The organism is Mycobacterium canetti CIPT 140010059 (genome assembly GCF_000253375.1).
GTDB lineage: Bacteria > Actinomycetota > Actinomycetes > Mycobacteriales > Mycobacteriaceae > Mycobacterium > Mycobacterium tuberculosis.
Genome location: NC_015848.1, coordinates 1,004,514 through 1,029,400 on the forward strand (window position 1 = coordinate 1,004,514; position 24,887 = coordinate 1,029,400).

A 24,887-nucleotide genomic window follows, 5' to 3' on the forward strand; every position below is an offset into this window, starting at 1 on the left:
GACTACCTTCAGCTATAAGCACTTAGTGGGGCAGCCATATCAGCCAAAGCGCGAAGGGGTTCTCGTGGCCGACACCGACGACACCGCAACCCTCCGTTACCCGGGAGGCGAGATCGACCTGCAGATCGTGCACGCCACCGAAGGCGCCGACGGCATTGCGCTCGGGCCGCTGCTGGCAAAAACCGGGCACACCACGTTCGACGTCGGCTTCGCCAACACGGCCGCCGCTAAAAGCTCCATCACCTACATCGACGGAGATGCCGGCATTCTGCGTTATCGCGGCTACCCGATCGACCAACTGGCGGAGAAGTCAACCTTCATCGAGGTCTGCTACCTGTTGATTTACGGCGAGCTGCCCGATACCGACCAGCTTGCCCAGTTCACCGGCCGGATCCAGCGCCACACCATGCTGCACGAGGATCTCAAGCGGTTCTTCGACGGCTTTCCGCGCAATGCCCACCCGATGCCGGTGTTGTCCAGCGTGGTCAATGCGCTGTCGGCGTACTACCAGGATGCTCTGGACCCCATGGACAACGGTCAAGTCGAGCTGTCGACCATTCGGCTGCTGGCCAAGCTGCCCACCATCGCCGCGTACGCCTACAAGAAATCGGTCGGCCAGCCCTTCCTCTACCCAGATAACTCACTGACGCTGGTGGAGAACTTCCTACGGTTGACGTTCGGATTTCCCGCCGAGCCCTACCAGGCCGACCCCGAGGTGGTGCGGGCGCTGGACATGTTGTTCATCTTGCACGCCGACCACGAGCAGAACTGCTCGACGTCGACGGTTCGGCTGGTTGGCTCGTCGCGAGCCAACCTGTTCACCTCGATCTCGGGTGGCATCAACGCACTATGGGGTCCGCTTCATGGCGGCGCCAATCAGGCTGTCCTGGAGATGCTCGAGGGCATTCGCGACAGCGGCGACGACGTCAGCGAGTTTGTACGCAAGGTCAAGAACCGCGAGGCCGGGGTCAAATTGATGGGTTTCGGTCATCGTGTCTACAAGAACTACGATCCGCGGGCCCGCATCGTCAAGGAACAGGCCGACAAGATCCTGGCCAAGCTCGGCGGCGATGACTCCTTGCTGGGCATCGCCAAGGAGCTCGAAGAGGCGGCGCTGACCGACGACTACTTCATCGAACGCAAGCTTTACCCCAACGTCGACTTCTACACCGGCCTGATCTACCGGGCCCTCGGCTTCCCGACCAGGATGTTCACCGTGTTGTTTGCCCTGGGCAGGCTTCCCGGCTGGATCGCGCACTGGCGTGAGATGCACGACGAGGGCGACAGCAAGATCGGCCGGCCCCGCCAGATCTACACCGGCTACACGGAGCGCGACTACGTCACCATAGACGCGCGGTAGGCCGGCGAGCAGACGCAAAAGCCCCCTAAACCGGCAGGTATTAGGGGCTTTTGCGTCTGCTCGCCAGGCAAGCCAGCACTGCCATCGCGGCGTTGTGACCGCCGATGCCCGACACCGCCCCGCCGCGACGGGCACCCGAGCCGCACAGCATGATCCGCTCGTGGTCGGTGGCTACGCCCCACTGCCGTGCCGGTGTGTCCAGCGGATCGTCGTCGTCAGCGAACGGCCAGGACAACGCACCGTGGAAGATGTTGCCGCCGGTCATCCCAAGCGTCCGCTGCAGGTCCAGGGTGGTCGTCGTCTCGATGCATGGCTTGCTCTGCGCATCGGTCCAAAGCACGTCCTGAATCGGTTCGGCCAGAACGGAATTCAGCGACGCTAGGACGGCTGCCGTCAGCCGTTCGGCTAAGCCTTCGGTGTCGCCGAACACCGAGTGCGGTGTGTGCAAGCCGAACACCGTCAGCGTCTGAGCGCCGGCATCGCGCAACCGGGCGGACAGGATGCTCGGGTCGGTCAGCGAATGGCAGTAGGCTTCGCAGGGTAGGGGATCCGGCAACCGCCCGCTGGCTGCTTGCGAGTACGCGGCATCCAATTGGCTCCATGTCTCGTTGACGTGGAACGTCCCGGCAAATGCTTGCTGCGGTGTGACACTGTCGTCGCGCAACCGGGGGAGTCGGCGCACCACCATGTTGACCTTGACCTGTGCGCCCGGGGCCAGTGCCGCAACCGGTTCACCGAGCAGGCTGGCCAGCACCGCCGGTGTGACCCCGACCAGAACGAACCGGCCCCGGACCAAATGCTCGGCACCGTCGCTACCGTCGCTGTGGTAGCGCACCGTACCGTCTGGATCAAGGGCGAAAACGTCTGCACCGGTGACTATTTCGGCGCCGTGGCGGGCAGCTGCCGTGGCCAGGGCCGAGGTCACCGACCCCATGCCGCCGATTGGGACGTGCCAAACTCCGGTGCCCCCACCGACCAGGTGATACAGGAAGCAGATGTTCTGCATCAGCGACGGGTCGTGCATGCGGGCGAAGGTGCCGATCAGCGCGTCGGTGGCGATCACCCCGCGTAGCAGGTCATTGGCCACCGCGCCGGCGATGGCATGCCCGATCGGCTCGTCGACCATGGCTTGCCAGGCAGCGGCCGCCTCGTGGCCGCCGTATTCCACAATGTCGCGGCGGGCCTGCTCGCGGGTGCGCAGCGGCTCGATCAGGGTGGGCCACAGCCGTGCGGTCACCAGCCGGCAGCGCCGGTAGAACGCGGCGAAGCCGTGCGCATCCGGCGCGGCGCCGATCGCCGCGAGGTGCGCTGCGCGTGGTTCGCCGGTGGGCCCGATGAGCAGGCCAGAGCGCCCGGCCGTGGCTGGGGCAGGGGTGTATGAGGAAAATGGCCGCCGCGCCAACCGCACCGGAGCGCCGAGGTCGGCGACGATGCGCGACGGCAGCAAGCTGACCAGGTACGAGTAGCGTGACAGCGCGACCTCGACACCGTCGAAGGCCTGTATCGACACCGCGGCCCCCCCAGTCTGTGCCAGCCGCTCGAGCAGTCGCACTCGAAGCCCGGCCCGGGCCAGGTAGGCGGCCGCGACCAAGCCGTTGTGACCGCCGCCAACCACGACAACGTCGAAGTCCCTGTCGTGATCGCTCATAGTGACGGCGGCTATCGAGACGGATCTAGCCGGTGTACCCCTCGACTTGGTCGGCGGGACGCACGACTGCTTCGCGCGGGTCACCACCGGTTTGGCGCAATGCCCGTCGCTGTCGGAGCAGGTCCCAGCACTGGTCGAGTTCGATCTCGATGCGGCGCAGTTGCTGCTGCTCCTCGGACTCGCTGATGCCACCGTGCCGCAGCTGCGCTCGCAACGCCTTCTCCTCGGCCACCAGGTCACGGATGTGTGCCAGGGTCTCGCTGTCTGTCGGTTTGCGTCCCTTGCCCATGGCTCCAGTGTGCCCGATTTGACGCGGTGTCCCGGCACCGACTCGGTAGGCTGCATATCGCCTGCAGCACGGACGAGACGCGTTCGACGACCTGAGGGAGTGGCGTAGTGGCTTCTAAGGCGGGTTTGGGCCAAACACCCGCGACCACCGACGCGCGACGAACTCAGAAATTCTACCGGGGCTCGCCGGGCCGTCCGTGGCTGATTGGCGCGGTGGTTATTCCGTTGCTGATAGCGGCAATCGGTTACGGTGCATTCGAGCGGCCCCAGTCCGTTACCGGACCGACCGGTGTGTTGCCGACACTGACACCGACCAGCACCCGGGGCGCTTCTGCGTTGTCCTTGTCTTTGCTGTCAATTAGCCGCAGCGGCAACACCGTTACTCTGATCGGTGACTTCCCCGATGAGGCCGCCAAGGCGGCCTTGATGACGGCGCTCAACGGCTTGCTTGCTCCGGGCGTGAACGTCATCGACCAGATTCACGTCGATCCCGTTGTGCGATCACTTGATTTCTCAAGTGCGGAACCAGTTTTCACCGCCAGCGTGCCGATTCCTGATTTTGGCCTCAAAGTCGAAAGGGACACCGTCACCTTGACCGGAACTGCCCCTTCATCCGAGCACAAGGACGCAGTGAAGCGCGCGGCGACCAGCACCTGGCCTGACATGAAAATCGTTGACAATATTGAGGTTACGGGGCAGGCACCGCCAGGACCCCCGGCCTCCGGCCCATGTGCCGACCTGCAATCAGCCATCAATGCCGTGACGGGTGGACCCATCGCGTTTGGCAACGACGGGGCTAGTCTGATCCCAGCCGACTATGAAATCCTGAACCGGGTAGCCGACAAGCTCAAGGCATGTCCGGACGCTCGGGTGACGATCAACGGCTACACCGACAACACCGGCAGCGAAGGTATCAATATCCCGTTGAGCGCTCAGCGAGCCAAGATAGTCGCCGACTACCTGGTTGCCCGCGGAGTTGCCGGCGATCACATTGCCACCGTGGGTCTCGGTTCGGTGAATCCGATCGCCAGCAACGCCACACCCGAGGGGCGCGCCAAGAATCGTCGCGTCGAGATCGTGGTCAACTAAGGAGAACCCAGCATGGATTTTGTGATCCAGTGGTCGTGCTACCTGCTGGCGTTCCTGGGGGGCTCGGCTGTTGCCTGGGTAGTCGTCACTCTGTCGATCAAGCGCGCCAGCCGTGATGAGGGTGCTGCGGAGGCGCCCAGTGCAGCCGAGACAGGCGCACAGTGATGGAACACGTGCACTGGTGGCTGGCGGGCCTGGCGTTCACGCTCGGGATGGTGCTGACGTCGACGCTGATGGTCCGGCCCGTCGAACATCAAGTGCTGGTAAAGAAATCGGCCCGCGGGTCAAGCGCAAAGTCCAAGCCGCCAACGGCGAGAAAACCCGCCGTCAAGTCGGGCACCACGAGAGAGGAGTCGCCGACGGCGAAGACCAAGGTGGCAACGGAGTCTGCTGCGGAGCAGATCCCGGTTGCCGGGGAGCCGGCGGCGGAGCAGATCCCGGTCGCCGGCGAGCCGGCGGCGCGTATTCCGGTGGTTCCGTACGCGCCGTACGGCCCGGGCTCGGCGCGTGCCGATGCCGATGGCAGCGGACCGCAGGGGTGGCTGGTGAAGGGCCGCTCGGACACCAGGCTCTACTACACTCCCGACGATCCGACGTACGACCCTACTGTCGCCCAGGTTTGGTTCCAGGACGAGGAATCGGCAGCGCGGGCGTTTTTCACGCCGTGGCGCAAGAGCACACGGCGGACATGAGGTCAGGGCCGCAGGGCTAACTGGGCCCGGGAAGGCGCAACACGAGGCGCGCGCCACCCAGCGGGCTATTCTCCAGCGACGCGGTCCCGCCGTGCAACTGGGCCTGTTGGGCCACCAACGCCAGCCCGAGACCCGACCCCGAATGCGACGCCGTGGACCCGCGGGAGAACCGCTCGAACACCACCTGGCGCTCACCTTCGGGCACTCCGCTGCCGTTGTCGTCGATGGCGATCTCCACACCGGCCCGCGAACTGACCGCGGAGAGTTGAACCAGGGTGGCGCCGCCGTGCTTGACCGCGTTGGCGATGGCGTTGTCGACGGCCAAGCGCAACCCGGCCGGCAAGCCCACGATGATGCAGGTCGGCGACGGCACCAGCGATACATCGAGATCGGGGTAGATCCGGGCCGCGTCATGGGCGGCGCGGTCGAGCAGGTCGGTGATATCGACCGGCACGTGATCGTCCGAGGTCGACAGTTCGCCCTGGGCCAACCGCTCCAGCGCGCTCAGGGTGGCCTCAATGCGCGACTGGGTGCGGATGACGTCGTTGAGCACTTCTTTGCGCTGGTCGTCGGGCAGATCCAGGGTGGACAGCACCTCCAGGTTGGTGCGCATCGCGGTCAGCGGAGTGCGCAGCTCGTGGGAGGACACCGCCGCGAAGTCACGCGCCGACGCAAGCGCCTCCTTGGTTCGGTTCTGCTCGTTCCAGATGCGCTGCAGCATGCCGCGCATCGCCTCGGCGATCTCGATGGCTTCGCTGGCGCCGTGTACTTCCACGCGTGGCGCCTCGTCGCCCGCGTCGATGGACCGGGTCTGCTCGGCGAGCTGCTTGAACGGGCGTACCGCGAACGCGGCCAACAGCCAGGCGAACACCGCCGCCGCGCCGATGGCGAAGGTACAGATCAGCAGCACCCGGCGGTGCAGGTTGTTGGTCTCGGCTACGGTGGCGTCATACGTCGCGCCCACCGCAACCGACGTCGGCTCGGGCCCGGGGATCTCCACCGTGCGCACGCGGTAGCGCACCCCGCGGACGTAGGTGTCGGCGTAGTCGTCTTGCAGTTTGGGCAGCGTGATGTCGGAATTCGACTTGATCACGTTGCCACGGCGGACCGTGATGAGGGCGTCCTGGTCGTTCGGTGAGCGCGGGATCTCGTCGAGGCCACGCGGCACGAACGGGATCGCGAAACCCGCGGCCTCGTCGAGCCGGCGGTCCAGCCGCTCCTTGCGGTCGTTGGTGATCCCGACCCAGACGACGGTGCCGACAATGAGTACCGGGATCGCGGCGCCGATCGCCGTCGCGACCACCACCCGGGTTCGCAGCGAGGGCGTACGGGCGAAGATCCGCGACAGAATATTCATGCATGCCCCGTCACTGCATACGCAGCACGAATCCGACTCCGCGGACGGTATGCAGCAGCCTAGGGCCACCGCCGGCCTCCAGTTTGCGCCGCAGGTACCCGATGAAGACGTCCACCACGTTGGTGTCGGCGGCGAAGTCGTAGCCCCACACCAATTCCAGGAGTTGCGCTCGGGAGAGCACCGCGGTCTTGTGCTCGGCCAGCACCGCGAGCAGGTCGAATTCGCGCTTGGTCAGGTCGACGTCGACGCCGTTGACCCGGGCCCGCCGGCCGGGGATGTCCACCTCCAGCGGGCCCACCGTGATGGTTTCCGAGGACGACGTTGCAGTGGAGCCGCGGCGGCGCAGCAGCGCCTTCACCCGTGCCACCAGCTCGGCCAGCACGAACGGTTTCACCAGGTAATCGTCGGCGCCGGCCTCCAATCCGGCCACTCGGTCATCGACCGAGCTGCGTGCGGATAGCACACAGACCGGGACGTCGTTGTCCATCGCGCGTAGTGCCGTCACGACGCTGACTCCATCGAGCACTGGCATGTTGATGTCGAGCACGATCGCGTCCGGCCGGTTCTCGGTGGCGCTGCGCAAGGCCTCGGCGCCGTCCACCGCGGTCGCTACCTCGAATCCGGACAGCCGTAAGCCGCGTTCCAGCGAGGCGAGCACATCGGAGTCGTCGTCGACGACCAACACCCGAGGTGAGGTCACACCAGTGTCCATGCCGCCCATTTTGCCTGATTACCGTCCAGCAGGGTGGGAGGGTGAGCCGCCGGGTCGCGTGCTGGGCGAGCAGACACAGAGTCGCATCAAAACCGCCGATTTTGTGCGACGCTGTGTCTGCTCGCGGGGTGCGCGCGGGTTAGTCGCGGGGCAACCCGATCCGGCGGTAGCGTTGCAACCGAGTCGCGAGGCGTTCCGGGGCCGGTATCTTCCGTAACGCGTGCACTTCGGCGGCGATGGCGTTCGACAGTCGTAGGGCGAACTCGATCGGCTCGTCTGCGGCGTCGGGGTACTCCGGCACGATGGTGTCGACAATCCCCGACTTCAGTAGGTCGGCCGACCGGATGCCTTGGGCGGCAGCGAGTTCGGCGGCATGAGCAGTGTCTCGGAACACGATCGCGCTGGCTCCTTCGGGAGGCAAGGGCGCCAGCCAGCCGTGGAGTGCGGCCAGCACCCGGTCGGCGGGCAACATCGCCAGCGCCGGCCCGCCGCTGCCCTGGCCCAGCAGGATCGACACGGTCGGGGTATCCAGCGTGACGAGCTCGGCCAGGCAATGCGCGATCTGGCCGGCCAGCCCGCCCTGTTCGGCTGCGGCCGACAACGCGGGTCCGGCCGCGTCAATGACCAGCACCAGCGGCAGGCACAGCTCGGCGGCGAGCGCCATCCCGCGTCGGGCTTCGCGTAACGCAGCGGGCCCGACAGTGCTTCCCCCGCCGCCTACTGCCCTTTGCTGGCCGAGGACCACCGTGGGTTGGCCGCCAAAGCGGGCCAGCGCCAGCAGCGTGGTCGCCGCTTCGCCTTGATCGGTTCCTGACAACAACACCCGGTCGGTGGCGCCGTGTCGCAGTAGCTGCCTGACGCCCGGCCGGTCCGGCCGGCGCGATGCCACCACCGAGTCCCACGTGGGCACATCGGGTACGGGCGCGGGCGTCTGCGGTGCCGGAAGCGGTTCGGGAGCGTCGATGAGCACCGTCAACGCACGATCCAGCATCGGTCGTAGCCGGTCCAGTGCAACGACGCCGTCGATGATCCCATGCCGCCGTAGATTCTCGGCGGTTTGGACGCCGGATGGGAAGGGGTCGCCATAGAGCAACTCATAGACCCGTGGTCCCAGAAAGCCGATCAGGGCGCCCGGCTCGGCGACGGTGAGATGCCCCAGCGAGCCCCACGACGCGAAAACTCCACCCGTGGTCGGATGGCGCAAATAGACCAGGTAGGGCAGGCGCGCCTGGTTGTGCAGCTGGATGGCCGCAGCGATCTTCACCATCTGCAGAAACGCGACCGTGCCTTCTTGCATGCGGGTGCCTCCCGAGCTTGGTGACGCCAGTAGCGGCAGCCGCTCGGCGGTCGCCCGCTCGACGGCGGCGGTGATCCGTTCGGCCGCTGCCACCCCAATCGAGCCGCCCAGGAAGTCGAACTCACAGGCCACCACGGCCACCCGCCGCCCGAATACGCGTCCCTCACCGGTCTGCACCGATTCGTCCGCGCCGGTGGCCGCCCGAGCGGCGGCCAGCTCCCGCGCATAGGAGTCGGCTACCGGCACCGCCAGCGGCTCGCTATCCCAGCTGACGAAAGATCCCCGGTCTAGCACCGCGTGCCGCAGTTGGTCGGTCGTGATACGACTCACGCGATGAGGCTATATAGGCTGACCCAATGATCGGTATCACCCAGGCAGAAGCCGTGCTGACCATTGAGCTGCAACGCCCGGAGCGCCGCAACGCGTTAAATTCCCAGCTGGTCGAGGAGCTTACGCAGGCCATCCGGAAAGCCGGGGATGGATCGGCTCGGGCGATCGTGCTGACCGGCCAAGGCACCGCGTTCTGCGCTGGCGCGGACCTGAGCGGAGACGCATTCGCCGCCGATTATCCCGACCGGCTCATCGAGCTGCACAAGGCGATGGACGCCTCCCCGATGCCAGTGGTCGGCGCGATCAACGGTCCCGCCATCGGCGCCGGCTTGCAGCTTGCCATGCAATGCGACCTGCGGGTTGTCGCGCCCGATGCCTTCTTCCAGTTTCCGACGTCGAAATACGGTCTGGCCCTGGATAACTGGAGCATCCGCCGGCTGTCGTCGTTGGTTGGGCACGGACGTGCCCGCGCGATGCTGCTCAGCGCGGAAAAGCTGACCGCCGAGATCGCACTGCACACCGGAATGGCGAATCGCATTGGCACTTTGGTCGACGCCCAGGCCTGGGCCGCCGAGATCGCCAGGCTGGCACCACTGGCTATCCAGCACGCCAAGCGGGTGCTCAACGACGACGGCGCTATCGAGGAAGCGTGGCCGGCCCATAAGGAACTCTTCGACAAAGCCTGGGGCAGCCAGGATGTCATCGAAGCGCAGGTTGCCAGGATGGAAAAGCGGCCGCCGAAGTTCCAAGGGGCTTAACCGTCATGGTGCGCCGAGCGCTACGACTGGCGGCCGGCACCGCCTCGCTGGCCGCCGGCACGTGGCTGTTGCGTGCGCTGCACGGCACGCCGGCCGCGCTCGGTGCCGACGCGGCGTCGATCAGGGCTGTGTCGGAGCAATCGCCGAACTATCGTGACGGCGCCTTCGTCAACCTGGATCCCGCGTCGATGTTCACCCTGGATCGCGAGGAGCTTCGGCTCATCGTGTGGGAGTTAGTGGCCAGACACAGTGCGAGCCGGCCGGCGGCGCCGATCCCGTTGGCCTCGCCGAATATCTACCGGGGTGACGCCAGCCGGCTCGCCGTCAGCTGGTTCGGTCACTCGACGGCGCTGCTGGAAATCGACGGCTACCGGGTGCTTACCGATCCGGTGTGGAGCGATCGGTGCTCACCGTCCGACGTCGTCGGCCCCCAGCGGCTGCATCCGCCGCCGGTGCAACTGGCAGCTCTCCCGGCCGTCGACGCCGTGGTCATCAGCCACGACCACTACGACCATCTCGATATCGACACCGTGGTTGCGCTGGTCGGCATGCAACGGGCCCCGTTCCTTGTGCCGCTCGGGGTCGGCGCCCACCTTCGGTCGTGGGGTGTTCCGCAGGATCGCATTGTTGAGCTCGACTGGAACCAGAGCGCTCAGGTCGATGAGCTCACCGTGGTCTGCGTGCCGGCACGGCACTTCTCGGGACGGTTCCTGAGCCGCAACACCACACTGTGGGCCTCGTGGGCGTTTGTTGGGCCGAACCATCGCGCCTACTTCGGCGGTGATACCGGATACACCAAGAGCTTCACCCAGATCGGCGCGGACCACGGACCGTTCGACCTGACCCTGCTGCCCATCGGGGCCTACAACACGGCGTGGCCGGACATCCACATGAACCCCGAGGAGGCGGTCCGGGCGCACCTGGACGTCACCGATTCTGGCTCGGGAATGCTGGTGCCGGTGCACTGGGGCACCTTCCGGCTGGCCCCCCATCCGTGGGGCGAGCCGGTCGAGCGGCTGCTCGCGGCGGCTGAACCCGAGCACGTCACGGTAGCCGTGCCGCTACCCGGTCAGCGGGTCGACCCGACCGGGCCCATGAGATTGCACCCATGGTGGCGGCTGTAATTCCCCGCAGCGCCCGGCTAATGGTGCTAGGGGGCGAGCCGAGGCGATCAAACCACCGAGTGTTCCGGCCGCGTTGGCTACTATCTGCGGCCATGACCAAACGAGCGGCAACGGCCGCCATGGTGATGTTGCTGACGTTAACGGGTTGCGGATCCGCGCACCAGGCACTTGGCCCGCCGTCCGGGTTGCCCGATGCCTCTCCCAATGAGAGGTCAGCGATACAGATCCCCGCTGGCCGCATCGACGATGCCGTGGCAAAGGTCGACGGCCTGGTCGGCGAGCTGATGCAGAATACCGGCATACCCGGAATGGCAGTGGCGATAGTCCATGGCGGAAAGACGTTGTATGCCAAAGGGTTCGGTGTCAGAGACGTGGGCAAAGGTGGTGGTCCGGACAACAAGGTGGACGCCGACACCGTCTTTCAGTTGGCGTCGGTGTCCAAATCGGTCGGCGCCACGGTGGTGGCGCATGCGGTAACCGACAACGTCGTGACCTGGGATACGCCCGTCGTATCGAAGCTGCCGTGGTTTGCCCTTCGCGATCCCTACGTCACCGGCCAGGTAACCATTGCTGACCTCTACTCGCATCGCTCCGGCCTGCCCGACCATGCGGGTGATCTGTTGGAGGATTTGGGTTATGACCGTCGACAGGTACTGCAGCGGCTGAAATACCTGCCGCTGGCACCGTTTCGAATCAGCTATGCCTACACCAACTTTGGTGTGACCGCGGCGGCCGAAGCGGTCGCGGCCGCGGCCGGCCAGTCCTGGGAGGACCTGTCCGACGAGGTGCTCTACCGCCCGTTGGGGATGGGGTCTACGAGTTCCCGGTTCACCGACTTTCTGGCCAGGCCCAACCATGCGGTCAACCACGTCAAGGTCGCAGACCGATGGGAGGCGCGCTACCAGCGCGATCCCGACGCCCAATCACCTGCGGGCGGGGTGAGTTCGTCTCTTAACGACATGACGCACTGGCTGGCCATGGTGCTGGCCGACGGCGTGTACAACGGCCGTCGGATCACGTCGCCGGAGGCCCTGCTCCCCGTCTACACGCCGCAGGTGATCTCTCGACACCCGGTGTCACCGAGAGCGCGGGCCAGCTTCTATGGCTACGGATTCAACGTGGGGGTAACCTCTTCGGGACGCACCGAGTACAGCCATTCCGGCGCCTTCGGGCTGGGTGCCGCGGCGAATTTCGTGGTGCTGCCCTCCGAAGACCTGGCCATCATCGCGCTGACCAACGCCGGGCCCATCGGCGTGCCGGAGACGCTGACCGCCGAATTCATGGACTTGGTGCAGTACGGCCAGGTACGCGAGGACTGGGCGGCCCTGTACAAGAAGGCATTTGCCCCGCTGAACGAGCTCGCGGGCTCGCTGGTCGGCAAGCAATCCCCGGCCAACCCAGCGCCGAGCAGACCGCTGAACGACTACGTCGGCGTGTACGCCAACGACTACTGGGGGCCCGCCACCGTGACCTACCACGACGGCCAACTGCGCCTGTCGCTGGGGCCGAAGAACCAGACGTTCGATTTGACGCACTGGGACGGCGACACTTTCACGTTCACGTTGTCGACCGAAAACGCATTGCCCGGATCGATTTCCAAGGCCACCTTCGCCGGCGACACGTTAAACCTGGAATACTACGACGCCGACAAGCTGGGAACGTTTACCCGATGACCCGTTCGGCTTCGGCGACAGCCGGTTTGACCGATGCCGAAGTGGCGCAACGGGTCGCCGAAGGCAAGAGCAACGATATCCCGGAACGGGTCACCCGCACCGTCGGGCAGATCGTCCGGGCCAACGTATTCACGCGGATCAACGCGATTCTGGGCGTTTTGCTGCTCATCGTCTTGGCGACGGGCTCGTTGATCAACGGGATGTTCGGCCTGCTCATCATCGCCAACAGCGTCATCGGCATGGTCCAGGAGATCCGTGCCAAGCAGACGCTGGACAAACTCGCGATCATCGGACAGGCGAAACCGTTGGTGCGCAGGCAATCCGGAACGCGCACGCGGTCGACCAACGAGGTGGTGCTGGACGACATCATCGAACTTGGGCCCGGGGACCAGGTTGTCGTCGACGGCGAGGTCGTCGAGGAGGAAAACTTGGAGATCGACGAATCATTGCTGACCGGCGAGGCCGACCCGATTGCCAAAGACGCTGGCGATACCGTGATGTCGGGCAGTTTCGTCGTCTCCGGTGCCGGCGCCTACCGCGCCACCAAGGTCGGCAGCGAAGCATATGCAGCCAAACTGGCCGCCGAGGCCAGCAAGTTCACCCTGGTGAAATCCGAATTGCGCAACGGCATCAACAGGATTCTGCAGTTCATCACTTACTTGTTGGTGCCGGCCGGCCTGCTGACCATCTACACCCAGTTGTTCACCACACACGTGGGATGGCGGGAATCCGTGTTGCGGATGGTGGGCGCGCTGGTGCCGATGGTTCCCGAAGGCCTGGTGCTGATGACCTCGATCGCCTTCGCCGTCGGGGTGGTCAGGCTCGGCCAGCGTCAATGCCTGGTGCAAGAGTTGCCCGCCATCGAGGGGTTGGCGCGGGTGGACGTGGTCTGCGCCGACAAGACCGGCACACTGACCGAAAGTGGCATGCGGGTCTGCGAGGTCGAAGAGCTCGACGGGGCTGGTCGACAGGAAAGTGTCGCCGATGTGCTGGCCGCCCTGGCCGCCGCCGACGCCCGTCCCAACGCGAGCATGCAGGCAATCGCCGAGGCCTTTCACTCGCCGCCGGGCTGGGTCGTGGCCGCGAACGCGCCTTTCAAGTCGGCCACCAAGTGGAGCGGCGTCTCCTTTCGCGATCACGGTAACTGGGTGATCGGCGCGCCCGACGTGCTGCTCGATCCGGCTTCGGTGGCGGCCAGACAGGCCGAGCGGATCGGAGCGCAGGGATTGCGGGTGCTGCTGCTGGCTGCTGGCAGTGTGGCCGTCGACCATGCCCAAGCGCCGGGTCAGGTCACCCCGGTAGCGCTGGTTGTGCTGGAGCAGAAGGTGCGGCCCGACGCCCGTGAAACGCTGGATTATTTTGCTGTTCAGAATGTTTCGGTCAAGGTGATCTCCGGTGACAACGCGGTGTCGGTTGGTGCGGTCGCCGACCGGCTCGGGCTGCATGGCGAGGCGATGGATGCGCGTGCGCTGCCGACGGGCCGCGAAGAACTGGCCGACACACTGGACTCTTACACCAGTTTTGGCCGTGTGCGGCCGGACCAGAAGCGTGCGATCGTGCATGCTCTGCAATCACACGGGCATACCGTGGCGATGACCGGCGACGGCGTCAACGACGTGCTTGCCCTCAAGGACGCTGATATCGGTGTGGCGATGGGCTCGGGCAGCCCGGCCTCGCGTGCGGTGGCACAGATCGTGTTGCTGAACAACCGGTTTGCCACGCTGCCCCATGTGGTCGGCGAGGGGCGTCGGGTCATCGGCAATATCGAACGGGTCGCCAATCTATTCCTGACTAAGACGGTGTATTCCGTGTTGCTGGCGCTGCTGGTGGGTATTGAGTGCTTAATTGCCATACCGCTGCGGCGTGATCCGCTGTTGTTCCCGTTCCAGCCGATCCACGTCACCATCGCGGCCTGGTTCACTATCGGGATCCCAGCGTTCATCCTGTCCTTGGCGCCCAACAACGAGCGGGCCTATCCGGGCTTCGTTCGGCGAGTTATGACGTCTGCGGTGCCGTTCGGACTAGTCATCGGTGTCGCGACTTTCGTCACCTATCTGGCCGCTTACCAGGGTCGCTACGCCTCGTGGCAGGAGCAGGAACAGGCGTCGACCGCTGCGCTGATCACGTTGTTGATGACCGCGTTATGGGTGCTGGCGGTGATCGCACGGCCCTATCAGTGGTGGCGACTGGCGCTGGTGCTTGCCTCCGGACTGGCCTATGTGGTGATCTTCAGCCTTCCGCTGGCGCGGGAGAAGTTCCTGCTGGATGCCTCGAACCTGGCGACGACGTCAATCGCGCTGGCGGTTGGCGTGGTGGGTGCGGCGACCATTGAGGCGATGTGGTGGATCCGAAGCAGGATGCTCGGTGTGAAACCGAGAGTGTGGCGATAACCGCGAATCGCCGCGCATTAGCGCCCGCAGTTCGGGCAATCCGAGGGCGTTGCGGCGTAGTGCTTCCAGGCGGCCATTGATGGCTTCGGTAGGGCCGTTGGAGGTGTGGTGGTCAAAGTAGACCAGCACGTCGGCACGTCGTCGCCACCGGGTGCGGCCGAGCTGGGCGAGTTCTTCGAGTGCGTGGGGGACACCGCTGCGCAGCGCGTGGATGATCTCGGTCATCATGGTCTTGCCGCGGCGCCGGTCGGGGTGGGCGTAGGCGGCGATCAGGCGCTGGGAGAAGCCCCAGCACATTTTGCCGTGTGTTGAGCGGTGGGTAGCGCGTGCGCGGGGTGTGTCGTACTCGGTAGAGCGGATCTCCGCGCGGCCCCGGTGACCGCCCGTGAGCTGTTGGATGGTTGGTGGTGCATATCGTCGGTCTGTCGATCGAGACCACAGCACCGACCGACTCCGCGATTACTCCCATCATGGTCCGGGAAATCAACATCGGTGAGATCCGCTAGGCCTCAGGCTGGGCAGCGACACCACACTGCTCGACGCCGCTCTCGCGGGTGGGTAACACCGGCAGCCAGCTTTCGGGCTTTTCCCGACCGGTTCTAAGGGCTGGTTGCAGTCAACCGCACCGCGACAAGTAGGGTTCACCAGAGGATACTGGGGCCAAGCTCGTGGCAAGAAACGGTACGCATGGGAATCCTGGACAAGGTAAAGAACCTGCTGTCGCAGAACGCCGACAAGGTCGAGACGGTGATCAACAAAGCGGGCGAATTCGTCGACGAGCAGACGCAAGGCAATTATTCTGACGCCATCCACAAGCTGCAGGACGCGGCCAGCAACGTCGTCGGCATGAGCGACCAGCAGAGCTAGCACGCATGGCGAAACTGTCCGGATCCATCGACGTACCGCTGCCACCGGAGGAAGCCTGGATGCACGCCTCCGATCTGACTCGTTACCGAGAGTGGCTGACCATCCACAAGGTATGGCGCAGCAAGTTGCCCGAAGTGCTCGAGAAGGGCACGGTCGTCGAGTCGTATGTCGAGGTCAAGGGCATGCCCAACCGGATCAAGTGGACGATCGTGCGGTACAAACCCCCGGAGGGCATGACGCTCAACGGCGACGGTGTGGGTGGTGTCAAAGTCAAGCTGATCGCTAAGGTAGCGCCGAAAGAGCACGGCTCCGTCGTCAGCTTCGATGTGCACCTCGGCGGCCCGGCCCTGCTCGGGCCGATCGGCATGATCGTCGCCGCTGCATTGCGAGCCGACATCCGCGAATCGCTGCAGAACTTCGTCACGGTGTTTGCCGGCTGACCGGCGAACGTGATCGGTGTCGATGAGTTTCAGACTCCGGGGCGGTCGGTACCTGTGAACCCTGATCCAGGGCCCGACACAGACTAGGAGGTCATCCGTGCCTACTCGTAGTAGCGCGCCGCTGGGCGCACCCTGCTGGATCGACTTGACGACTTCGGACGTCGACCGTGCCCAAGATTTCTACGGCACGGTGTTCGGCTGGGCGTTCGAGTCCGCGGGACCCGACTACGGCGGATACATCAATGCCGCCAAGGGCGGTCACCCGGTCGCCGGCCTGATGGCCAATCGGCCCGAGTTTCAGTCTCCCGACGGCTGGGCCACCTACTTTCATACCGTCGACATCGGCGCGACCGTGGCCAAGTTGGCTGCCGCGGGCGGTTCGTCGTGCCTGGACCCGATGGAAGTACCCGGCAAGGGCTTCATGAGCCTGGCGGTCGATCCGTCGGGTGCGGCCTTCGGCCTGTGGCAGCCGCTGCAGCACCACGGCTTCGAGGTGATCGGTGAAGCCGGCTCGCCCGTCTGGCATCAGCTGACGACGCGCGACTACCGTTCCGTCATAGACTTCTACCGCCAGGTCTTCGGGTGGCGCACCGAACAGATTTCCGACACTGACGAATTCTGCTACACCACAGCATGGTTCGACGATCAGCAATTGCTCGGTGTGATGGACGGCAGCTCCTGTCTCCCCGAAGGCGTTCCGTCGAATTGGACCATATTCTTTGGTGCCGAGGACGTTGACGAGACGTTGCGGGTGATCTGCGACAACGGCGGAAGTGTGGTGCGGGCCGCCGAGAACACCCCGTATGGCCGATTGGCCGCGGCAGCCGACCCGATGGGCGTTGTCTTCAATTTGTCGTCTCTGCAGGCGTAATGGCGAATCGGGCTGCCGCGTGGCGCGCGGCGACCCGCCCATGCGCAGTATTAGTGTCACAACCATGACGCGCCGCCTGCGCCCTGGTTGGCTCGTGGCACTTTCCGCCGCGGTCATCGCGGCCAGCACCTGGATGCCTTGGCTGACGACGACCGTCGGCGGTGGAGGCTGGGTCAACGCCATTGGGGGCACACACGGCAGCCTGGAGCTCCCGCACGGGTTCGGCCCGGGTCAGCTCATCGTCTTGCTTTCCTCGACGCTGCTGGTGGTTGGCGCGATGGCGGGACGCGGCCTGTCGGTGAAGCTTTCCTCGATTGCCGCGCTGGTCGTCTCGCTGCTCATCGTGGCACTCACGGTGTGGTACTACAAGCTCAACGTCAACCCACCCGTGTCAGCCGAATACGGGCTGTACTTCGGTGCCGCCGGCGGGGTGTGCGCGGTGGGTTGCTCGTTGTGGGCTGCGGTGTCGGCCGCTTCGCCTGGGCGTCGTCGCCATCGTGAAGTGGTGCGGTAGAACGTTTCAGCCCGGCGGAACTCGTGTTTTCCCGTGCGGGGCTGGCTCCCGATTGGGTGGCCCCGTACACGAAAGGCGCAAACACAACCTCGCGGCCATCCGGGTCGCGATAGATGACGGCTCCGGTAGCTTCTCAAAGGGGGCGTTGTTCCACCGGCTGGGTCGCCACCTCTTGCAGGCCAGTAAGTGCGGCTTGCTGCCCCCGCTTGTCCGAGCAATACCGGCACAGCTGTTCGTGATGGTCTGTTTCGACGATTTCCAGCGTCAGGCTCGAGCTGGGAAGGCCGAATATCGCGCCGTTGCTTCCGTAGCTTTCGGCGAAGGTCTGGTCGAGCATTCCCACCAGATCACGGTAGAACCGCACTGTCTCTTCCAAGTTCGACGGGCGGGGCCGATTGACGCCAATCCCTCGGGCCAGTGCGTTGTTCGGCGGCGCTTTTCGTTGTCCACCGCTACTCCGTTTCGCCGAGGCTGCACTTCTGCAGGCCGCTACTCGCAGTTTTGCTGCGGATTTTCCGGCTCGGTGCAATTCATAGCCCAACGGCAGCCGCCGGCGACTCTGCGTGATCCCAGCGACGCAACTCGGCGCCCGGCACCCACGCCGAATGCGTGCCGCTGGAAATACGTTCCGGCAGTGCAAGCTTGCATATCGGGCCATCGCCGGGGCGCGCCGCGTCGAAAACCAGGCAATACGATGCGTCGTCGTTCATGTCGGTGGTGAGGGTGACCAGATAGCCGTCGTCCTCGGCGCTGCTGCCCACCCGTGGAGCCATCGCGGTCTCACTTCCGTAGACGCCGTCACCGAACGAGTAACACTCGTGGTTGCCGGTGAGCAGATCGTGCTTAACCAGTCCGTCGAACAGGAACCAACTCGGTTTGCCGGTAGCGGCATAGGTGTAACGGTAGCTGCTGGCCGCGTAATCGGCGTTGATGGTTCCGAACTCGGTGATGGACTCGGACAGTTGCTCCTCGTGGACTGCCCCGGTCACCATATTGAGCCGCCACCGATGCAGCCGGGACTGCAACCGATCCAGAGCCAGGAACCGAAACAGCTTCTCCCACTTCGTTCCTCCGGTGTCAAGTGGCTGCGGATCGCCTTCGTAGAAGCCGTCGAGCACGATCTCGTCGCCCTGCTCGTAGGCGTTGGTGAAGTGCAACACGAACGTTGGATCGGCTTCGAACCAGCGAATGTCGTTGCCTCGGCGAGCAACAACCGCAAACCGAGATGGAATCTCCGGATAGAAGCGTGGTAGGTGCACGTCGCGCTCGAGCAGCCTGGGATCCCAGAACAGTGGAAAATCGTTGAGGATTACGTAATTTTCGGTGAACGCCATGTCATGCGGTAGCCGCGGCCCGGGCAGCGGAACATCGACATAGTGCACAAGCTCATTGTTCTGGTCGACAACGCCGTAGCGCATATACGGCTCTTGCTTGCTGTAGTTGAAGAACAACAGTTCGCCGGTCTTGTTGTCTACCTTCGGATGTGCCGACACGCCCCAGTCGAACGGAAACCTTCCGTGCCAGCTCTCCTTGCCGAGCGTATTGGCCGAGTACGGGTCGATCCGATACAGATCGCCGCACTGGTAGAAGCTAGTCAGCGCGATACCTCGGTGGACGATGACGTCGGTGCTCGACGCGTCCTTCATGAGGCCACGAGCGCCCCAGCCGTGTTCCCGCTTGGCCAGTTGCACCGGTTCTGCCAGACCCGGCCACAGCGGCCCGCCGGCCTCGTTCTCGGCCAAGAATCCATCGGTGCGAATAAATCGGTTGCGGTAGAAGGCTTTTCCATCACGGAAGCCGACGACATGGATCATGCCGTCGCCATCGAAGGGGTGGTAGGTCGCGAATGCCGGGTGTAGCGGGTTCTCGGTGTTGCGCAGGTAGATGCCGTCCAGGTCGGCGGGGACTTCGCCTGTCACGGTGGTCAGGTCGTCGGCATCCCATTCGGTGGTCTGTGGTCGCCACGGACCGGTGCGATAGGGGTGGTCGTCGTCTTCGGGAAGGGTCGACAAGTACTTGCCGACAATCGTGATGTCCATTTCACGATCCTCGTGTGGTGCTGACAACGAAACTGACCGTGGTGGCCGTGCTGCCACCGAAATTCAGCGTGCCGAACGCTTCGGCGTTCTCGACCTGATAGTCACCGGCAATGCCGCTCACCTGTTTGGCCGCGTCGAGCAGCATCCGCACACCGGAAGCCCCGACCGGATGTCCGCCACCGATCAGTCCTCCGCTGGGGTTGATGGGTAGCCGCCCGCCGATCTCGATCTCTCCGTTCTCGATGGCCTTCCAAGATTCCCCGGGGCCGGTCAACCCGATGTGATCGATGGCCAGGTATTCGCTGGGGGTGAAGCAGTCGTGCACCTCGATCCCGTCCAGATCGTCGAGGGTCACCCGGGCGCGGCGCAGGGCGTCCAGCACTGTGGCCCGCACGTGCGGCAGTAGGTAGGGGGCCGAGTCGCCCTGGGCGACGCGGTCCAGTTTCTGCCGCAGACCCAACCCGACGGTGCGATGTCCCCAGCCGTCGATGCGGCCGATCGGGCGCGCGTCGCGATGGTCGCGCAGGTAGGCGTCGCTGACCAGGACCAATCCCGCACCGCCGTCGGTCATCGCGCTGCAGTCGAACCGCCGCAGCCGGCCTTCGGTGATCGGGTTGGTCGCGTCGTCATCGGTGATCGGGTCGGGGATCGTCCAGCCGCGGGTCTGCGCATTGGGGTTGCGGCGGGCGTTGGCGAAGTTGAGTTGAGCGATGGCCCGCAGGTGAGTGTCATCCAAACCGTATCGCCGGTCGTATTCGTCGGCGACCTGAGCGAACATCGACGGCCATAAGTAGCGGGCCTCGGCTCCTTCGTGCCCGGTCCAGGCCGCGGCACTCAGATGCTCGGCCGCGGTGTCGCCGGGCACGGTCTTCTCCAGCTCTAGGCCCACGACGAGCGCGACGTGGTACGCGCCTGATCGCAGGTCGGCCATCGCCGCGAGCGTCGCCACGCTGCCGGACGCGCACGCGGCCTCGTGCCGGGTGGCCGGCGTGTCCCAGAGATCGTCGCAGACAGTGGCCGGCATCGCGCCGAGGTGGCCTTGACGGGCGAACATCTCGCCGAAGGCGTTCGCGACGTGGACGACTCCCGCAGCGGCTAGGTCGGCGGCGTCCACCTTGGCCGCGGTGAGCGTGCCGTCGACGACCTCCCTAGTCAGGTCGGCGAAGTCGCGGTTCTCTTTGCTGAGGTTGCGAGCAAAATCGCTCTGATAGCCTCCGAGAATCCAGACACCGTCGTCCATAGCCGTACGCTACTACAAGCGGTGTGAACGGCCCGTCGGATAGCCACGCTCACCAGGCATTTTCCGCGCGGCGACGAACGGTTGCCGGACTTTTACCGCGGGGGGTTTCCGGGCGGCGGCTGCTCTCTAATCACAACTACCGGGGGTTTGCGGCCGTCCTCTTGGCCGTCAGTGCTGGTGCCGCTACGGGTGCCGCCACCGCCCGTCGTGCCGCGTGCGGCCAGGCTCGCCAAAGCCATCCCGCTGAGCAGGCCTGCCGGCATCCCGTTTAGGGCCGTCGGGTCGGCGCCGGCGCTGGAGCTGAAGGTGGGTGTTGCCTGAACGGCGAGCTGGATCTCCGGGGCGGCCGTGGTCCAGCTGTGCGGCACCGACAACGCTCCGACTAATGCTGCGTGGCCGACGCCCGCGGACACCGGCGCCGCGCCCCCGAAGGGGCCCCAGTGCGGCTCCGGCTCGTCGGTCGCCGAACTCAGTGGATGGCCCTGCGTCGGTCCCAGCCCGCCGGCGTTCCCGTATAGGCCGATGTGCCAGGGTCTGGCCGTGTTCGTGATCGCGAGCGCAATGCTGCCGGTCGCGATGGATGCAATGTAGAGCGCGATCACGTCCAATTCCCCTATCGGGGTGGGGATCACTATCGGCTGAGCGGATCCGACTTGCGGGTTGAGGGTCGACGCGATCCCCAACAGTCCCGATGTCAGCGGATCAGCGTTGGCGGCCAATGCGGACAGAATGTCGCTCAGGATCCCCGGGGGCAGCTGGGCCAGTGTCGCCTGTGCATCCGCAACGGCGCCCGCACCGGCGGCTTGGGTCGCCGCGGCTGCGGCCGCGGGCCCGGCCGGGCCGGTGCCTTGCACGGGTGGAGTGAACGGCGGCAACGCCGACGCGGCCGCAGATGCCCCCTCATAGCTGTACATCACGGCAGCGTCTTGGGCCCACATTTCGGCATACTCGGCCTGGGTAGCCGCGATCGCCGCACTGTTTTGCCCCAGAATGTTCGCCGCGACCAGCGACATCAACCGGCTGCGGTTGGCCGCGACGAGGGATGGTGGCACCATCATCGCGAACGCCGTCCCAAACGCTTCCGCCGCTGCCCTCGCCTGTGTGGCCGTCTCCTTCGCCAGCGCCGCCGTGGCGGCCAGCCACCCCACATACGGCGTTGCCGCGGCCGCCATCGCGGCCGCCGCCGGCCCCATCCACGGCTCAACGATCAGCGTCGACACCACCGATCCATACGAGACCGCGGCGGAAGTCAACTCCGCGGCCACACCGTCCCAGGCGGCCGCGGCGGCTAGCATCGACTCCGGCCCCGGACCGGAATACATTCGGCTTGAATTCACTTCCGGAGGTAAAAGCCCGAAATCCATTGCCAGCAACCTCCTTAACCGGTCGCGACCACATTGACGGCCTCGGTGGTCGCATACGCATCGGCGGTGGCCGCCGGGAGGGCCACGAACATGCCATGGACCAGCGCGGCCGGCTTACTCACCACTCGGTAGTGCTTGGTGTGCGCGGTGAACCGGGCCGCCGTCAGGACCGACACGTCATTGGCAGCAGGGGGTAACACCCCCGTCGTCGGGGCACAGACGGCTGTGTTCCGAGCACTCACGGCGGTACCGATCGTCGGCAAGTCCCCCGTCGCGGCTGCCAAGACCACCGGCTGGATGGTCACAAAAGACATCGGATACCACCTGACGCGGATCGCTTCATCTGATCGGTCGACATCTTCTACATAACCACGGAAATGTCTGCTTTATAACGGAATTAGACTACTTTGTGTTGTCTGGCGTTGCTCTGCACCGACGGCATGGGTAAACGTCTGAGATGCGGGTGTCGGCGGTAGCTGAAAAACCGTGCTGACAACCATGATTCGCCATTCCCGAACGACCTGCGAACTTTGTCGCCTAGCGTAACGCCGTGGCGAGATTTGGCTCGATTGTTCGCAGTGGCGTTACGCTCGCCACGCGTGAGCCTGGATCAGGCAAACGCGGCTCCACCTGGCCATTTGCTGTCCGAGACGGTAGTTACTCAGCATGGTGCACAGGTCTGTGCTTGTCTGGTTGATGGTGATTTGGCGTTGCGGTGGCCGTGATGAGGACGCGGTGAGAAACGGAGCTTGAAGATATGTCAGCGAAAGAACGCGGTGACCAGAACGCCGTCGTCGACGCCCTGCGGAGTATTCAGCCCGCAGTCTTCATTCCGGCTTCAGTGGTCATCGTCGCCATGATCGTCGTTTCCGTGGTGTACTCGAGCGTCGCCGAGAATGCGTTCGTTCGGCTGAACTCCGCGATCACCGGCGGCGTCGGGTGGTGGTACATCCTGGTTGCCACCGGGTTTGTGGTATTCGCGCTGTACTGCGGCATTTCCCGGATTGGCACTATCCGGCTGGGCCGCGACGATGAGTTCCCCGAGTTCAGCTTCTGGGCATGGCTGGCAATGCTGTTTAGTGCCGGTATGGGTATCGGCCTGGTCTTCTACGGGGTGGCCGAGCCGCTCAGCCACTACCTGCGGCCACCGCGGTCACGCGGCGTGCCCGCGCTTACTGATGCGGCGGCTAACCAGGCGATGGCGCTGACAGTGTTCCACTGGGGCCTGCACGCCTGGGCAATTTATGTCGTGGTTGGCCTCGGTATGGCGTACATGACCTATCGGCGGGGTCGCCCCTTGTCGGTGCGCTGGCTGCTGGAGCCGGTCGTGGGTCGGGGCCGTGTAGAGGGCGCCTTGGGGCACGCGGTGGACGTCATCGCCATTGTCGGAACACTCTTTGGTGTCGCCACATCACTGGGCTTCGGTATCACTCAGATCGCCTCCGGCCTGGAATATCTCGGCTGGATCCGGGTGGACAACTGGTGGATGGTCGGCATGATCGCCGCCATCACCGCCACTGCGACGGCGTCGGTGGTCAGTGGGGTCAGCAAGGGTTTGAAGTGGCTGTCGAACATCAATATGGCGCTGGCCGCCGCATTGGCCCTGTTCGTGTTGTTGCTCGGGCCGACACTTTTCTTGCTGCAGTCGTGGGTGCAAAATTTGGGAGGCTACGTCCAGTCGCTTCCGCAATTCATGCTGCGCACCGCGCCGTTCTCGCACGACGGCTGGCTCGGCGACTGGACTATCTTCTACTGGGGTTGGTGGATCAGCTGGGCTCCGTTTGTCGGGATGTTCATCGCGCGGATTTCGCGGGGACGGACGATCCGGGAGTTCATCGGGGCGGTGCTGCTGGTTCCCACCGTGATCGCCTCGCTATGGTTTACGATCTTCGGTGACTCGGCGTTGTTGCGGCAACGCAACAACGGCGACATGCTCGTCAACGGGGCGGTAGACACCAACACATCGCTTTTCCGATTGCTGGCCGGTTTGCCTATCGGGGCTATTACCAGCGTTCTTGCTGTGCTGGTGATCGTGTTCTTCTTCGTTACGTCGTCGGACTCCGGTTCGTTGGTCATCGACATCTTGTCAGCGGGTGGTGAGCTGGACCCGCCCAAGCTGACCAGGGTCTACTGGGCGGTGTTGGAGGGGGTAGCCGCGGCCGTTTTGCTCCTGATCGGAGGTGCTGGGTCACTGACCGCGTTGCGGACGGCCGCTATTGCCACGGCCCTGCCGTTCTCAATCGTCATGGTGGTGGCGTGCTATGCGATGACCAAAGCGTTCCACTTCGACCTGGCCGCCACACCTAGGCTGCTGCACGTCACCGTGCCTGACGTGGTTGCGGCAGGAAACCGGCGACGCCACGATATCTCGGCGACGCTGTCGGGGCTCATTGCTGTCCGTGATGTCGATAGCGGCACATATATAGTCCACCCCGACACCGGCGCTCTCACCGTCACTGCACCACCAGATCCGTTGGACGATCATGTTTTTGAGTCTGATCGGCACGTAACGCGAAGAAACACAACATCATCGAGATGATGTGTTATCGACCTGCCGGGTCGCCGCTGCCTGGACCGGAGCCGGCTACTTCCGGTAAACGCGCACCGCTGGATGAATCGCCGCGGCATGAGAAGCTCGACGGTGGTGCCGGGATCGTCGCGCACGATGTCATGCTCCAGGGTGCTGGTCAGCCGATGGCCTTTGGTGTGCCACTGACCGGGTCGATCTCCGCGGCCGGCGACCACGCCACGGTCGCGTCCATAGCACAGGTCGCGCGGCGCGCGACGGCGTGACCCGACATCAAGTCCTTATCGGAGGAGCTTGGCCCCTCGCG

The 24,887-nt window shown here is 64.9% G+C and carries 24 protein-coding genes and 1 pseudogene; 14 read left to right on the forward strand and 11 right to left on the reverse strand.

Annotated elements, in window-relative coordinates; translation table 11 throughout:
• The first annotated feature begins 64 nt into the window (after positions 1–64).
• Positions 65–1,360, forward strand: a complete 1,296-nt coding sequence (locus MCAN_RS04680) for a citrate synthase (RefSeq protein WP_003901040.1) — start codon at positions 65–67, stop codon at positions 1,358–1,360.
• Between the two features lie 40 nt (positions 1,361–1,400).
• Here the strand turns inward: MCAN_RS04680 and MCAN_RS04685 are convergent, their stop codons facing one another.
• Both MCAN_RS04685 and MCAN_RS04690 read right to left on the reverse strand, forming a co-directional pair.
• On the reverse strand, positions 1,401–3,008 hold the full coding sequence (locus MCAN_RS04685; RefSeq protein ID WP_014000490.1) for a phytoene desaturase family protein: 1,608 nt from the start codon (positions 3,006–3,008) through the stop codon (positions 1,401–1,403).
• A 25-nt stretch (positions 3,009–3,033) separates the two neighbouring features.
• On the reverse strand, positions 3,034–3,297 hold the full coding sequence (locus MCAN_RS04690; protein WP_003404673.1) for a DUF2630 family protein: 264 nt from the start codon (positions 3,295–3,297) through the stop codon (positions 3,034–3,036).
• Between the two features lie 107 nt (positions 3,298–3,404).
• Here MCAN_RS04690 and arfA point away from each other — a divergent pair, with 107 nt between their 5' ends.
• The 3 genes from arfA to arfC are packed head-to-tail and all read left to right on the forward strand — an operon-like array spanning position 3,405 to position 5,077.
• The gene (gene arfA, locus MCAN_RS04695) at positions 3,405–4,385 is read left to right on the forward strand and encodes a channel-forming protein ArfA/OmpATb (RefSeq protein WP_014000491.1); all 981 of its coding nucleotides are present in this window, start codon (positions 3,405–3,407) and stop codon (positions 4,383–4,385) included.
• A gap of 12 nt (positions 4,386–4,397) precedes the next feature.
• Complete coding sequence (arfB, locus tag MCAN_RS04700; protein WP_003404687.1) at positions 4,398–4,550, forward strand: channel accessory protein ArfB; 153 nt, start codon at positions 4,398–4,400, stop codon at positions 4,548–4,550.
• The gene (gene arfC, locus MCAN_RS04705; RefSeq protein WP_014000492.1) at positions 4,550–5,077 is read left to right on the forward strand and encodes a channel accessory protein ArfC, sunset domain variant; all 528 of its coding nucleotides are present in this window, start codon (positions 4,550–4,552) and stop codon (positions 5,075–5,077) included. The genes arfB and arfC overlap by 1 nt, the downstream gene beginning before the upstream one ends.
• Before the next feature lie 16 nt (positions 5,078–5,093).
• Here arfC and prrB read toward each other — a convergent pair whose 3' ends face one another.
• The 3 genes from prrB to MCAN_RS04720 form a co-directional block, all read right to left on the reverse strand.
• Positions 5,094–6,434, reverse strand: coding sequence for a two-component system sensor histidine kinase PrrB (prrB, locus tag MCAN_RS04710; RefSeq protein WP_003404689.1), 1,341 nt, complete (start codon positions 6,432–6,434; stop codon positions 5,094–5,096).
• Positions 6,435–6,444: 10 nt separating this feature from the next.
• Positions 6,445–7,155: a two-component system response regulator PrrA gene (gene prrA, locus MCAN_RS04715; RefSeq protein ID WP_003404690.1), complete on the reverse strand. Its 711-nt coding sequence runs from the start codon at positions 7,153–7,155 to the stop codon at positions 6,445–6,447.
• Positions 7,156–7,285: 130 nt separating this feature from the next.
• Positions 7,286–8,773: a carboxyl transferase domain-containing protein gene (locus MCAN_RS04720; RefSeq protein WP_003404691.1), complete on the reverse strand. Its 1,488-nt coding sequence runs from the start codon at positions 8,771–8,773 to the stop codon at positions 7,286–7,288.
• A gap of 26 nt (positions 8,774–8,799) precedes the next feature.
• On the opposite strand from MCAN_RS04720, the gene MCAN_RS04725 reads away from it, so the two are divergent.
• From MCAN_RS04725 to MCAN_RS04740, 4 genes are all read left to right on the forward strand, one after another.
• Positions 8,800–9,531 carry an enoyl-CoA hydratase gene (locus MCAN_RS04725; RefSeq protein WP_014000493.1) on the forward strand — a complete coding sequence of 244 codons (732 nt, stop codon included), beginning with the start codon at positions 8,800–8,802 and terminating at the stop codon, positions 9,529–9,531.
• Positions 9,532–9,536: 5 nt separating this feature from the next.
• Positions 9,537–10,655, forward strand: a complete 1,119-nt coding sequence (locus MCAN_RS04730) for an MBL fold metallo-hydrolase (RefSeq protein ID WP_003404705.1) — start codon at positions 9,537–9,539, stop codon at positions 10,653–10,655.
• A 92-nt stretch (positions 10,656–10,747) separates the two neighbouring features.
• Positions 10,748–12,328 carry a serine hydrolase gene (locus MCAN_RS04735; protein ID WP_015287949.1) on the forward strand — a complete coding sequence of 527 codons (1,581 nt, stop codon included), beginning with the start codon at positions 10,748–10,750 and terminating at the stop codon, positions 12,326–12,328.
• Entirely contained in the window at positions 12,325–14,718 is a 2,394-nt protein-coding gene (locus MCAN_RS04740; protein ID WP_003898639.1) for a cation-translocating P-type ATPase, read from the forward strand. The genes MCAN_RS04735 and MCAN_RS04740 overlap by 4 nt, the downstream gene beginning before the upstream one ends.
• A 27-nt stretch (positions 14,719–14,745) precedes the next feature.
• Here the strand turns inward: MCAN_RS04740 and MCAN_RS23840 are convergent.
• Positions 14,746–15,162, reverse strand: a pseudogene (locus MCAN_RS23840) (transposase); the annotation flags it as partial.
• Between the two features lie 243 nt (positions 15,163–15,405).
• Here MCAN_RS23840 and MCAN_RS04750 point away from each other — a divergent pair.
• The 4 genes from MCAN_RS04750 to MCAN_RS04765 all read left to right on the forward strand — a co-directional run bounded on the left by MCAN_RS04750 (position 15,406) and on the right by MCAN_RS04765 (position 17,410).
• Entirely contained in the window at positions 15,406–15,585 is a 180-nt protein-coding gene (locus MCAN_RS04750; protein WP_003404724.1) for an antitoxin, read from the forward strand.
• A gap of 5 nt (positions 15,586–15,590) precedes the next feature.
• Positions 15,591–16,025: a type II toxin-antitoxin system Rv0910 family toxin gene (locus MCAN_RS04755; RefSeq protein WP_003404726.1), complete on the forward strand. Its 435-nt coding sequence runs from the start codon at positions 15,591–15,593 to the stop codon at positions 16,023–16,025.
• A 97-nt stretch (positions 16,026–16,122) separates the two neighbouring features.
• Positions 16,123–16,896, forward strand: a complete 774-nt coding sequence (locus MCAN_RS04760) for a VOC family protein (protein ID WP_003404735.1) — start codon at positions 16,123–16,125, stop codon at positions 16,894–16,896.
• A 64-nt stretch (positions 16,897–16,960) separates the two neighbouring features.
• Positions 16,961–17,410 (forward strand): hypothetical protein, encoded by a 450-nt coding sequence (locus tag MCAN_RS04765; RefSeq protein ID WP_003404738.1) that lies wholly within the window; start codon positions 16,961–16,963, stop codon positions 17,408–17,410.
• 133 nt (positions 17,411–17,543) lie between these two features.
• Here MCAN_RS04765 and MCAN_RS04770 read toward each other — a convergent pair whose 3' ends face one another.
• From MCAN_RS04770 to MCAN_RS04790, 5 genes are all read right to left on the reverse strand, one after another.
• Positions 17,544–17,774, reverse strand: a complete 231-nt coding sequence (locus tag MCAN_RS04770; protein WP_003898642.1) for a hypothetical protein — start codon at positions 17,772–17,774, stop codon at positions 17,544–17,546.
• A gap of 166 nt (positions 17,775–17,940) precedes the next feature.
• Entirely contained in the window at positions 17,941–19,449 is a 1,509-nt protein-coding gene (locus MCAN_RS04775; RefSeq protein ID WP_003404742.1) for a carotenoid oxygenase family protein, read from the reverse strand.
• A 1-nt stretch (position 19,450) separates the two neighbouring features.
• Positions 19,451–20,689, reverse strand: coding sequence for an acetyl-CoA acetyltransferase (locus tag MCAN_RS04780; protein ID WP_014000495.1), 1,239 nt, complete (start codon positions 20,687–20,689; stop codon positions 19,451–19,453).
• A 92-nt stretch (positions 20,690–20,781) separates the two neighbouring features.
• Positions 20,782–22,053 carry a PPE family protein gene (locus MCAN_RS04785; RefSeq protein WP_014000496.1) on the reverse strand — a complete coding sequence of 424 codons (1,272 nt, stop codon included), beginning with the start codon at positions 22,051–22,053 and terminating at the stop codon, positions 20,782–20,784.
• Between the two features lie 14 nt (positions 22,054–22,067).
• Positions 22,068–22,367, reverse strand: coding sequence for a PE family protein (locus tag MCAN_RS04790; protein WP_003404748.1), 300 nt, complete (start codon positions 22,365–22,367; stop codon positions 22,068–22,070).
• Between the two features lie 443 nt (positions 22,368–22,810).
• On the opposite strand from MCAN_RS04790, the gene MCAN_RS04795 reads away from it, so the two are divergent.
• On the forward strand, positions 22,811–24,592 hold the full coding sequence (locus tag MCAN_RS04795) for a BCCT family transporter (RefSeq protein ID WP_014000497.1): 1,782 nt from the start codon (positions 22,811–22,813) through the stop codon (positions 24,590–24,592).
• The gene (locus MCAN_RS04800) at positions 24,589–24,846 is read left to right on the forward strand and encodes a hypothetical protein (RefSeq protein WP_003404750.1); all 258 of its coding nucleotides are present in this window, start codon (positions 24,589–24,591) and stop codon (positions 24,844–24,846) included. The genes MCAN_RS04795 and MCAN_RS04800 overlap by 4 nt, the downstream gene beginning before the upstream one ends.
• Positions 24,847–24,887: the final 41 nt, after the last annotated feature.

Coding starts and splice junctions, on each gene's coding strand:
- MCAN_RS04685 (WP_014000490.1), bottom strand. CDS start 3,008: ATGAGCGATCACGACAGGGACTTCGACGTTGTCGTGGTTGGCGGCGGT.
- MCAN_RS04690 (WP_003404673.1), bottom strand. CDS start 3,297: ATGGGCAAGGGACGCAAACCGACAGACAGCGAGACCCTGGCACACATC.
- arfB (WP_003404687.1), top strand. CDS start 4,398: ATGGATTTTGTGATCCAGTGGTCGTGCTACCTGCTGGCGTTCCTGGGG.
- arfC (WP_014000492.1), top strand. CDS start 4,550: ATGGAACACGTGCACTGGTGGCTGGCGGGCCTGGCGTTCACGCTCGGG.
- prrB (WP_003404689.1), bottom strand. CDS start 6,434: ATGAATATTCTGTCGCGGATCTTCGCCCGTACGCCCTCGCTGCGAACC.
- prrA (WP_003404690.1), bottom strand. CDS start 7,155: ATGGGCGGCATGGACACTGGTGTGACCTCACCTCGGGTGTTGGTCGTC.
- MCAN_RS04725 (WP_014000493.1), top strand. CDS start 8,800: ATGATCGGTATCACCCAGGCAGAAGCCGTGCTGACCATTGAGCTGCAA.
- MCAN_RS04730 (WP_003404705.1), top strand. CDS start 9,537: ATGGTGCGCCGAGCGCTACGACTGGCGGCCGGCACCGCCTCGCTGGCC.
- MCAN_RS04735 (WP_015287949.1), top strand. CDS start 10,748: ATGACCAAACGAGCGGCAACGGCCGCCATGGTGATGTTGCTGACGTTA.
- MCAN_RS04740 (WP_003898639.1), top strand. CDS start 12,325: ATGACCCGTTCGGCTTCGGCGACAGCCGGTTTGACCGATGCCGAAGTG.
- MCAN_RS04750 (WP_003404724.1), top strand. CDS start 15,406: ATGGGAATCCTGGACAAGGTAAAGAACCTGCTGTCGCAGAACGCCGAC.
- MCAN_RS04755 (WP_003404726.1), top strand. CDS start 15,591: ATGGCGAAACTGTCCGGATCCATCGACGTACCGCTGCCACCGGAGGAA.
- MCAN_RS04765 (WP_003404738.1), top strand. CDS start 16,961: ATGACGCGCCGCCTGCGCCCTGGTTGGCTCGTGGCACTTTCCGCCGCG.
- MCAN_RS04775 (WP_003404742.1), bottom strand. CDS start 19,449: ATGGACATCACGATTGTCGGCAAGTACTTGTCGACCCTTCCCGAAGAC.
- MCAN_RS04780 (WP_014000495.1), bottom strand. CDS start 20,689: ATGGACGACGGTGTCTGGATTCTCGGAGGCTATCAGAGCGATTTTGCT.
- MCAN_RS04785 (WP_014000496.1), bottom strand. CDS start 22,053: ATGGATTTCGGGCTTTTACCTCCGGAAGTGAATTCAAGCCGAATGTAT.
- MCAN_RS04790 (WP_003404748.1), bottom strand. CDS start 22,367: ATGTCTTTTGTGACCATCCAGCCGGTGGTCTTGGCAGCCGCGACGGGG.
- MCAN_RS04795 (WP_014000497.1), top strand. CDS start 22,811: ATGTCAGCGAAAGAACGCGGTGACCAGAACGCCGTCGTCGACGCCCTG.
- MCAN_RS04800 (WP_003404750.1), top strand. CDS start 24,589: ATGATGTGTTATCGACCTGCCGGGTCGCCGCTGCCTGGACCGGAGCCG.